1 pseudogene is annotated in these 254 nt (G+C 46.5%); it reads left to right on the forward strand.

The annotated features are described in order from the left end of the window. Window positions 1-254, forward strand: a pseudogene (locus AAEY62_RS23515) (cell division protein FtsA); the annotation flags it as partial.

Genomic DNA, 254 nt, shown 5'->3' on the forward strand with positions numbered 1-254 from the left:
ATGTTGCATGCTTTGCCGCAAGAGTACAGCATTGACATGCAAGAGGGGATTAAAAACCCACTCGGCATGAGCGGTGTGCGCATGGAAGCACGCGCGCACATTATTACCTGCTCCAACGACATGGCTAAAAATATAGAAAAATGTGTTGAACGTTGCGGGCTTGAAGTTGACCAACTTATATTCACAGCGCTTGCTTCGTGTTATTCCGTACTGACGGATGACGAAAAAGAGTTAGGTGTTGCGGTGCTTGATAT

Origin of the sequence: Pseudoalteromonas sp. GW168-MNA-CIBAN-0100 (assembly GCF_040309225.1) — a bacterium.
In the GTDB taxonomy this organism is placed as follows: domain Bacteria; phylum Pseudomonadota; class Gammaproteobacteria; order Enterobacterales; family Alteromonadaceae; genus Pseudoalteromonas; species Pseudoalteromonas arctica.